Genomic DNA, 10,404 nt, shown 5'->3' on the forward strand with positions numbered 1-10,404 from the left:
CTCCTTGCTGACCGGTTTCATTGTACATGTGCGGGAGGTGTCGCCAAGTTGCCTGGAATCATAAGCACGATTGCGCTGCTGATCAAAGAACTGACGCTGCTGGTATCTTACGTAAGGAACAACGCTTTTCCCCAGCCTCTATCGGAGCAGGATGAGAGCAAATACTTAGGCATGATGGCCGAGGGAGATGCCAAGGCACGGAACCTGCTGATTGAGCATAACCTGCGGCTGGTTGCCCATATAGTGAAGAAATTCGACAACACCGGCGAAGACATGGAGGACCTCATCTCCATCGGCACCATTGGGCTGATCAAGGCCATCGAGAGCTATCGCCCGAACAAGGGCACTAAGCTGGCTACTTTTGCCGCTAGATGTATTGAAAACGAAATCCTGATGCACCTCCGCTCGCTGAAAAAAACCCGCAAGGACGTATCCCTCCACGATCCGATCGGAACGGATAAGGAAGGCAACGAGATCACCCTGATCGATATCCTCGGCTCGGAAGCGGATGATGTAATTAAGGAAGTAGATCTGAAGATTGAGAAAAGCAAGATCTATCGTAATCTGGATATCCTGGATGACCGGGAGAAGGAAGTTGTTGTTGGTCGGTTTGGATTAGATACAGGTGGAGAAGAGCGGACACAGCGGGAGATTGCGAAGGAGCTGGGGATCTCGCGGAGCTATGTGTCGCGGATAGAGAAGAGGGCGCTGATGAAGCTGTATCATGAGTTTTATAAGGTGAAGCGGTGAGCATATTGGGTCTGTCTTTTGACAGGCTCTTTTTATTGTCGAAATTTGGACAAGCAGTTCCAAAGAATTACGTAAAAAGTAGGATACCTACGTAAAACATTTGAGATTTGATGTTATAATTTGGATAAGTATTAGATTAGAATTTAGGATTATGCTACCTGTAAGGAGGATGTCGAGTGAGTTTTTTAATTAGTCCTATTAAAGAAGCTACATATCTTTCTACTCAAAAATCGGACAGATACCGTCCTATATGCTACGTATTTTATCAGAAATACCGCCAGGAATATAATGCTTATATGTTTCTAGATGAGATATATCAAGAATTAGTAACATCCGAAGATTTTGGTGCTCACTTTACAGGTTACACCGAGAAGGAACTGGAAGAAGATCTTAGGGTACTTGTAAAATGGAATAATTTTATTATCCATCAAGATGAATCGCATGCACAACGTATCGAGGACTTTTATAAGCGTAAAAATTACTATGAGGTCACACAGTACACTATTTCACTAGAACGTACTCTAGAAGAAATGCGTTATAATTTGCAGGCAATTCGCGGAGGGTCTTTCGAACGCGTCTTAGCAGATCATATTTTAGAGGATCTGACTAAGCTTCAAAAGTGGAATCCTTCTAACAAAGAATCATTAGGCGACATCCGTAATATCTGGCGCGATCTTATGTCCCGCTTTGAAGCTCTTCGCAACGGAACTGCCGACTTTTTATCACATGTAAATAGCGAACCATATGAACGTCTTATTCGCACAGAGTCTTTTTTGCCATATAAAGAAAAATTTGTATACCTATTAAGCGACTTCGTGGTAGGTATAATGGAAAAGAAAGATTTAATTGAAGAAAGCCTCAGTCGAATTGATGAAAATAGTATAGAGAATATCATTTCTATGATTGTTTCCTACGAAGCTGAACAACAAATAAATGACATGTTTGAAGAAAAACTTGTCTTAGAGCGAAGAAGGGCAGAGTGGCTCGGTTTTAAAGGATGGTTTGTGGAAATCAATGGTCGTAAAGCGAGTTCCCGATTCCTTATCGAGCAAACACGCGGTACTATACAGAAAATTGTACGGATTGCGGATCAGATCAGTGATAAATTCAATTATTTTAAAAGTCGCAAGAATGATTACTTAGAACTAGCTCGTATCTTTGCAAATACTTCCGACATAATGGAATGCCATATTATTGCTGGTGCGATGTTTGGTGTTTCCAATACAAAACATTTCTTAGTTCCCCGCAAATCCGAGGATGATATTACTAAACATGTGTGGGAATGTGATCCGTTCGAACTGCCGCTTAACAAAAAGACGCCTGGAAGCCGGAACAAACGTACTAAATTACCTATAAATGAAGATCCTTTAGCTCAGATGGCTTTGATTCAGGAACATTTGGAGAAAACACGGATGATACAAGAGCAATTTAACAGTCTAATCAAGGACAGGAGAATTTTGCTGGAGGAAATTGGTGTAGTGTATCCTCAAGTGAGGGATTTATTGCTTGAGTTATTAGGACAAGCCATGATTACAAAAAAGTTTGAAAGTAGAACTGAAGATGGTCGTCGATTTTATCTTAGGTTACGTTCTAATAAACGTATTCGCCTTCGTTCCACTGATGGTACCCTGACGATGGATGATTATGAGTTTGTGTTTATGGAGGAAAGGTATGAATAGAGATCAGATGGTGCTCCAGGAATGTGTTGAAGCTTTATTTCATTATTACTGGATTCATCGTGACAAACAGGCTGACCTATATTTTCAGATTCTCTCTAGAAAAGCAGATATAACTGACATGATGCGAGATTATTTTGGTTATCGTTTAATATTACGTACTGAGTTTATTAAACTAGAAAAAATACCGGTCTCCTCAAAGTCTTTTATGGGTATTAATAACTTTTCAACAGTACGTCATTATATGTTTTTTTGCTGCTTCCTTGCTTACTTAGAAGACAAAGGTGAAGACCAGCAGTTTACTTTGCAAAACGCATGCGATGCTATTCGCATGTATTATCCAGAAGACGCCATCCAATTCGCCTGGGAGGAACGTTCACATCGTAGGGCATTCACAGATGTTTTGCAACATTGTGTTATGTTAAGGCTTGTTTATGTCGTGGATCGCGAAATCGACGGATTTAGAGACAATAAAAATCACGATGTTTTATTACAGACGACCCCATATTTTCGTCATTTTGCCCCGCTTTACTTCTTAGATCTGAATAAAATCCAAAGTTGGAGTCAATTAGAAGAACATATTACGAAAGAAATTACAAATAATACAACACCAAAACAACGGGTTCTACGTAGAATTTTTTTAGAATCGGCCATATATGATGATGAACTTTCAGAAGAGGAAGTTGTTTTGCTCGAAGATAGGCAGGAGCTTGATAAACTAAACGAAATAATTTGTGAGTCATTTGAATATTGGCATCTCGAACGGTACCACCGTACAACGATGCTAACACATTCAGAAGTTCGTTATGGAGAATATTATCCAAAAGATGAACAAATCTCAAATGCAGTTGTACAGTATGCGACCTTCATTTGGGATATGGTAAATGAGGGGAAATTAGCTCTGGACCACAATGGGCGCATTATATGCACTGAATATGAGGCGCTAAAATGGTTTCAAGCAATAAAAGAATTGAATAGTCATGGTTGGACCAAATCGTTTACAGAACGACCTGTAAATCTAATTTGGAGAGAAGTTATGGAATATATGTCTAGCTTTCATATGGCAGAAGTAAAGATGGACAAGCAGGTTGTATTTTATTCTGCTACTGGCCGAGTTACAGGAGATTATGCTTAATCTACTAGCGGGGGTAATGGGTAATGAGTTCATTTCATTTAAAACGCTTTGGTCTTGTGAATTTCTGGTACCATTCTGACACAATTTTTGAGTTTAGCAATGGACGTCTTTTTGTTCGTGGTGCAAACGGATCTGGAAAATCAGTATCTACTACCATGGCAGTGCCCTTTCTGCTAGATGGTGATAAGCGACCGTCACGTCTTGATCCATTTGGTTCGCAAGATCGGCGAATGATTGATCTTTTGCTTGGCAATAAACATGTGTCTAAGCGCGAGGAAGGTACCGGATATTTATATACAGAATATCGCAAAGGAGATACCTTTGTAACTGTCGGTATTGGATTGAATGGAAAACGGCGGGAGAGCGACAATACAATGCAGACATGGTATTTCATTCTTTTCAATAAGAGAATTGGATATGATATTAAGTTGTACGAAGAAAAGATTGTAAGCGGAGAATCCCGAAAGTTTCCTTTAACTATGGGCGAATTAACAGACCATATTGGCGGAGATGGAGAAGTAACAGATAGCCAACAGCGTTACATGGAGTTAGTGAATCAAAATATTTATCGTTTTAAAACTACGCAGGAGTTTAAAGAACTGATTGGCGTACTGCTTCAGCTAAGAAGTCCGAAACTCTCCAATGCTGTGAAAGCGAGCGAAGTATCCAATGTTCTTTCTGATGCTCTTCCTGAATTGTCACAATCTGAATTAGCTCCGCTATCTTCCTCTTTGGAGAGTATGGATAGCCTGCAAGAAAAGAAGGCTCGTCTTGAGAAGGAACTGGAGTTCCTAGCGATGTTAGCGGATGCGTATGATACTTACAATCAGTTTTCTCTATATGAAAAAGCGAAGCACCTTATATACAGTGAAAAACGACTTGATGAATCAATTGAGCTCATAAAGAAATATAAAGTTTCTGAGGCTATAGCGTTAGAGAATAAAAATGATTTAGAACATAAACGGACAGAACAAACTAATATTAAAGAAACTCTCCATAAAAACATCGCTTTATTGAATGGGCATGCCCTCTTTACAATGGAGGAGGAGTTAGACAAAATCACTGAAGTTTTACAGAATTTAGAGCATAAACTGCAAAGTACAACGGAAGCCATGGAGAATAATGCAACACAGCAGCGTGAGGTGGAGGAACGAATCAAGAAAAACGATGGAAAGGAATACAAGGCTGCAAAAAACCGCAAAGATGTGCTTTCTGAGCTCGAGGCGCTTGCGGATGATACTTTTTTCTTATCACATACTACTTTAAGTCAGTACTTTGAACAAAATCTTAAGGATTTTTCGGATGCGGGATTTAAAAACTGGAAAGAAATTCTTCAGGAGTATCATACCAAGGTACAGGAAATCGCGAGCCAATTACATTTCTTACAAGCACGGCTCGAACATGAGGAGCAGTTGCAACGAAATTTAGCAATTGAAGAAGAACATGTAAAGGGAATAGAGGTAGAGATCCGTGCCTTAGAGAAAGAACATACTAAAAATGCAGATATAGTCGAGAATGACGTTATGGAATGGGCGGAGGGAGCTCGACATTTTCAAGTCCAGCCTAATGATCTGCTTGAAGCACGGGGAATATTACAGGGGATTGGAGAGCTATTGGCTGATTCTTCCACTGAAGCCGTTATAGATTGGTTAAATAATTTATTCCACAAACGTCTTACTGGACTCCAAGAAGAGCGAGCAAATATTACAGCCGCCATAGGTATTCTCCAAAAGAAAATCGCGGACACTGAGACACAGATTTATGAGCTATCAGCACATAAAGAGATAAGGCCTGCGCTTACTGTTTCCGAGCTAACAAAGATGGAGCACTTGCGCACTCAGAATATCCGTACTGCGTATTTTTACGAGAGCGTTGAGTTTTTAGATCATATAGATGCGTCAGTAAAAGAGGCTATTGAAGGTGCAATCACTCGAGCAGGACTTCTAACAGCACTTATCGTGCATGAAAGTGATCTTTCGATGGTTGCTGATTCTACGACTGTGGCACAAAAAGGCTCTTACAAAAAAGAAAATATGCTAACTTATTTACGTTCCGTACCAATTAATGGGCTCTCTGAGAATGACATTGATGCTGTGCTACAAACTATATCAATTGTTCCCCATGAAGAAGGATATATACTTGAAACGGGGGAGTTTCGGAGCGGCATGATTGGGGGACTAGCACCACAATATGAGGATTTATATATTGGAAAATCAGCGCGTGAACAAATTCGTGCTCGCAGGCTAAATGAATTGCAAAAGCAAATTGAGGAACTCAAGAGTAGGAAATATGAATTGGATTCTGAATGTTATTCTATCGAAAATAAGCAGCGTTTACTACAAAAGGAGAGAGATGTTTTTCCAACAATGGAAGTGTTGATAGGTTCACTTGCCCGCTATGAAAACAAGAACCAGGAGCGAGTAATCCAGCTTTCTATGATGGAAAGACTACATACGGTTCTACGGTTATACCAAAACGATACGCAAGTAGCGCGAAATGCGCTTTACTATGCAGCAGAAAGCATGGAACTTCCACTTACGTACACCAGTTATCAAAGAGCTCTTATTGATATTGAACACTACAAAAATATGCTAAATGAGCTTCGTATGGTACACAGTTCATGGCTTGATGCATATCAGTCTATATCTAACTGTTTATCGGAGAAAGAAAATTTGTTGAATTTTTATGATTACCTTATAGATGCTAGAACAGAGCTAGAGCAAGATATTAAACGTAACAAGTCTTATGAAGCGATGTATGTCAAGAAAATTCATGATCTTGGCGATACAGACGTAAAGAAAGAAATTGAGATGGCAAGAAAAAATTTGCAGGAAACAGACAAACTTTTGGAAACAAACCATAAACTAATAAATGAAGCGGAAAATAGTATCCGCATTTTGAAAGAAAGACTAGAGAAAGAACAACCCCTTATGGAAGAATGGCTACGATTATTCAATGCATGGACAAAATTATATGAAAAAGAGATTTCCTTCGGTTTAGTTCCTCATTCACCTAGTCCTTATCAGGTTATAGGAGACTTAGAGGAAACTTATAGAACATTTTCATTAAATACGATACTTTCAGTATTGAAAGATGCGGAAGCCTATGCCCACCGTGAGCTTGTGGACTATTTTCTTAAGCAATCACATGTTACGTTCCCATTTGAGATTTCGGCCAAGGAGATGGAAGACGCACGTTGGCAGATATTTAGACAGCACTGTTCGCGACAGTTTTTGGTTTTTGCACCTCAGTATGTGGAAAATACACCACGTGAAGTGCATAGCGAAGTTGCTGATCAACTAAAACTTATTTCGGGACATATACAGAAAGAGGAACAAAAGTTGTTTGAAAGAGTGCTTATTGATGTCATAGGTACTGCAATTCATGAGAAAGTGAGGTCTGCGAAGAAATGGGAGCAAGATGCTAACGAAATGCTACAGCGTGTATCTGGCACAATCCAGATGCGGCTTGAATGGGTTCCTCTCACTAGCAAGGAGGAGGACCAAATTTCTACGACTGAGTTATTGTCATATTTGTCCAAAGAATCTGTCTTTTTGACGCCACTACAAAAGGAAAAAGTGCGGTTGCATTTTACATCTAAGATTAATGAGGCTCGCAAAAAATGCAAAGATGATACCACTTTTTCTATGTTTGAAGAGATGAAAAAAGCGTTGGACTACCGTAAGTGGTACCGATTTGATATGTTCATCACACGCAAGGGAATTCCAGAAGAACGTTTTACAAATAAGATTTTTGGAGAACTTAGCGGAGGTGAGAAGGCGATGAGTATTTATTCGCCATTGTTTGCAGCGATAGCAGCTAAATACTCTTATGCTGCACCTGATGCCCCTCGTGTGATTTCTCTAGATGAGGCATTTGCAGGTATTGATAGCGAAAATATTGCACAAATGTTCCAACTTGTACACGACTTTGAATTCGATTATATTATGAATTCCCAGGTGCTTTGGGGGTGTTACGATACGGTAGAGGAACTCTCCATTGCTCAAATTCTACGCTCTGTAGAATCTCCAGTGCTCGCTGTTGCACGTTATTATTGGGATGGTAAAGAAAAACATCTTCTATCGGTAGAGGATAATATTGAGGAGTATTCTCGCGATGCAGGATAAATGGCAACTAATTGAGATATTTAGGCGTAGCGGCCGATTCGGCCGTCTCTTTGATTTGTATCGTAAGAAGTTTGAAAGCTATGGAACGTTTGGTTCCGTTAAAATGCTGCCCACTAGAGAAGAGGAAAAAGCACTAAGGGGATTTCTTGGCGTTCGATACAAAGGACCTCGTTTTCCTGCAGTTGATTTTGAAAAAGCGGTCATAGAAGCAGGTTACTCTATTTCTCTAATCGAGTTGTTAGAGCTATATTATGGCTGTCAATTACTTACTAAGCGTGAACAAAAGCAATTAAAGGCTTCAGCATGGGAGAACCTTTTTGTACGCGTAGAACAAGAGTTTATTATGCAATTCAATGTTTCTGATTCTGAACATAAAATTTTTTTTGAAAAGACATTTAAATGGTTTGAAAGATTAAAAGCGGAGGATGTCAAAGGTTATAGGATTTTGAGTATTGCTTTTGACAAAGGCGCAAATGTTGATTCAGAATTATTCACCTGTATAAGTGCTCTATGGCATTTGCTCATGAGAAAGGACGAGATGTTTAAAGCTTGTGGAATATCCACTGGAAAAATTAGATTACCAATGTTCGCTGCTTATGTTACTGAAGATTCACACGCTTTTGATAAAACAAATGTAATAGGAAGATTGTTATGGAGTGCCCTGGATGATATAAGCAGTCAAAGTCTAATGCTAAGCGAGAATGTTAATAGTCATTTGACAGTCATTCCAGAATATTTGTTAGAGAGGCAAGTTTATAGACATTTTGACATATTAGATGACGATCTTAGTTCAATTTCACATGTTTTTGTACCACATTTAGTTAATGGAATTTCTCCTCGAACATTAAATCTACGTGAAATTGAAGAGATGAAACAATTACCGCAATACCCGTCAATGTATATTATTGAAAATCCGTCTGTCATTTCTTACTTGGTAGATGAAACGATTCATTTTCTTAATTTGAACAAATTAACTTTGGAGCAATTACCATCGGATTTTCCAGTTTTGCTTTGCACTATAGGTCAGGCTAGAACCGCTTCTAAAGTATTTATAGAAAAGTGTCTTACAGCAAATCCAAACTGTGTTATTTATTATTCCGGGGATCTTGATGTTCCTGGCGTTCAGATGATGAACAATATGAAAGAACAGTTCTCAGCAGAGTTTTACGCTTGGCGTATGGATGCTTCTATATATCGAAAATATGTTGCATCCAAGAGTAAAGCTTTATCAGATGCAGACTTGAAAATCCTCCAAGAAAAAGATAGTGGATTAGAAAAAGAGATGGTGCAGATTAAGGCAAAAGTTTATCAAGAATTGTTTGGTAAAGAATTGAGAGGTGATTGGATTAAAGAAGTATCTGCTGTGTTTTCTGTGAATAAAGTTGATGAATAGATCAATAATTAAATGTTATATGTTGCTGTTGGTTAACATCGCTTAAGCATGTTCAATTAATAATAGGAATAATGTGGATTTATACATGACTGAGATATTGGAGGAAGAAATGATAAAAATTAAAATGTATCCAGCTAAGAATGGAGATTCTTTTTTAATCTCCATCGGAAATACAGAGAAAAAACATATATTAATTGATTGTGGATACATAGACACCTATGAAAGTTTCTTGAAAAAAGATTTATTGGAACTTTCCCGATGTAATGAAAAAATAAGTTTGATGATTATTTCACACATAGATTCTGATCACATTTCTGGTGCTATTAAATTTATAGAAGATAATACTAATGAGGAAATAATAAAAATTGATGAAGTTTGGTTTAATACTTACAGACATCTACAAATCTCGAAAAAGGATGGTGTCGAACTGCAGGACTCTGAGAGAGCTATATTAGAAACAGAAGTGGCTTTAGGAAAATCATATTTAACAAGAGTTAATCAAGATGAGATCACTAAAGAAGAAATTAGCGCAAAACAAGGTTCAACACTAGGCGCTTTATTATTGAAAGGGAAGTATAAGTGGAACAATAAGTTTGATGGTAGAGCTATCACAACAAATTCTAATCAGTTAGTAACTATAGATAATATTAAGATTAATGTATTATCTCCAAATGAAGAAAAGCTAATTAAACTAGGGGGAGACTGGGTTAAAGAATTAAAGAAGAAGAAGTGGAATTTCACAGTAAATGAAAATGAATTATTTGACGATGCGTATGAATTTATGCAAATGATGCTAGAAGACGAAGCTATAATAACAGTTAGTGAAATTTCAAAGGAAAACAATATAAAAACAAATAAATTAATTGAATATATTGAAAAAGAATATCCAATTGATGAAAGTGCAAACAACGGTTCATCGATTGCTATTCTAATATCATTTAATAATAAAAAGCTATTATTCCTAGCCGATGCGCATCCGGATATCATTGTTGATAATCTAAAAAAATTGGGGGAAGAAAAATTTGATTTAGTAAAAGTATCACATCATGGAAGCTTGAAAAACACATCGAATGAACTAGCTAAAATTTTATGTTCAAATAATTATCTTTTTTCAACTAATGGCAATAAACATCATCATCCAGATGCTCAAACCATAATAAAGCTATTGTCTGCACACTCCAAAATCAAGAAAAATTTATTTTTTAATTATAGAACGCAAACTTCAATTATTTATGAAGAAAGTGAATTAAAAGAGAGATATAACTATGAGATTATTTATGGTGATAATGAAGAGCCTTTAATAATTGAACTTTAGGAGGAATA

Annotated in this window: 6 protein-coding genes; all 6 read left to right on the top strand. The window is 37.8% G+C overall.

Translation table 11 applies throughout. From position 1 onward, the window contains the following. Positions 1-48 precede the first annotated feature (48 nt). A complete protein-coding gene (gene sigK, locus MKY12_RS05565) occupies positions 49-750 on the top strand; it encodes an RNA polymerase sporulation sigma factor SigK (protein WP_036691086.1) in 702 nt (233 codons plus the stop codon). Between the two features lie 176 nt (positions 751-926). Further along, complete coding sequence (locus tag MKY12_RS05570; protein ID WP_339313142.1) at positions 927-2,429, top strand: TIGR02677 family protein; 1,503 nt, start codon at positions 927-929, stop codon at positions 2,427-2,429. Next, positions 2,422-3,561, top strand: coding sequence for a TIGR02678 family protein (locus tag MKY12_RS05575; RefSeq protein ID WP_339313143.1), 1,140 nt, complete (start codon positions 2,422-2,424; stop codon positions 3,559-3,561). Before MKY12_RS05570 ends, MKY12_RS05575 begins: the two co-directional genes overlap by 8 nt. Before the next feature lie 23 nt (positions 3,562-3,584). Further along, positions 3,585-7,688: a TIGR02680 family protein gene (locus tag MKY12_RS05580; protein WP_339313144.1), complete on the top strand. Its 4,104-nt coding sequence runs from the start codon at positions 3,585-3,587 to the stop codon at positions 7,686-7,688. Continuing rightward, positions 7,678-9,081 carry a TIGR02679 domain-containing protein gene (locus MKY12_RS05585; RefSeq protein ID WP_339313145.1) on the top strand — a complete coding sequence of 468 codons (1,404 nt, stop codon included), beginning with the start codon at positions 7,678-7,680 and terminating at the stop codon, positions 9,079-9,081. Before MKY12_RS05580 ends, MKY12_RS05585 begins: the two co-directional genes overlap by 11 nt. 85 nt (positions 9,082-9,166) lie before the next feature. Next, positions 9,167-10,396, top strand: coding sequence for an MBL fold metallo-hydrolase (locus MKY12_RS05590; protein ID WP_339313146.1), 1,230 nt, complete (start codon positions 9,167-9,169; stop codon positions 10,394-10,396). The last annotated feature ends 8 nt before the right edge of the window (positions 10,397-10,404 follow it).

Origin of the sequence: Paenibacillus sp. FSL M7-0896 (assembly GCF_037975415.1) — a bacterium.
GTDB classification, from domain to species: Bacteria; Bacillota; Bacilli; order Paenibacillales; family Paenibacillaceae; genus Paenibacillus_AQ; species Paenibacillus_AQ silagei.

What these genes read in the sequence shown, in the direction of transcription:
- MKY12_RS05580 (WP_339313144.1), top strand. Translation starts at nt 3,585, where the DNA reads ATGAGTTCATTTCATTTAAAACGCTTTGGTCTTGTGAATTTCTGGTAC.
- MKY12_RS05585 (WP_339313145.1), top strand. Translation starts at nt 7,678, where the DNA reads ATGCAGGATAAATGGCAACTAATTGAGATATTTAGGCGTAGCGGCCGA.
- MKY12_RS05590 (WP_339313146.1), top strand. Translation starts at nt 9,167, where the DNA reads ATGACTGAGATATTGGAGGAAGAAATGATAAAAATTAAAATGTATCCA.
- MKY12_RS05575 (WP_339313143.1), top strand. Translation starts at nt 2,422, where the DNA reads ATGAATAGAGATCAGATGGTGCTCCAGGAATGTGTTGAAGCTTTATTT.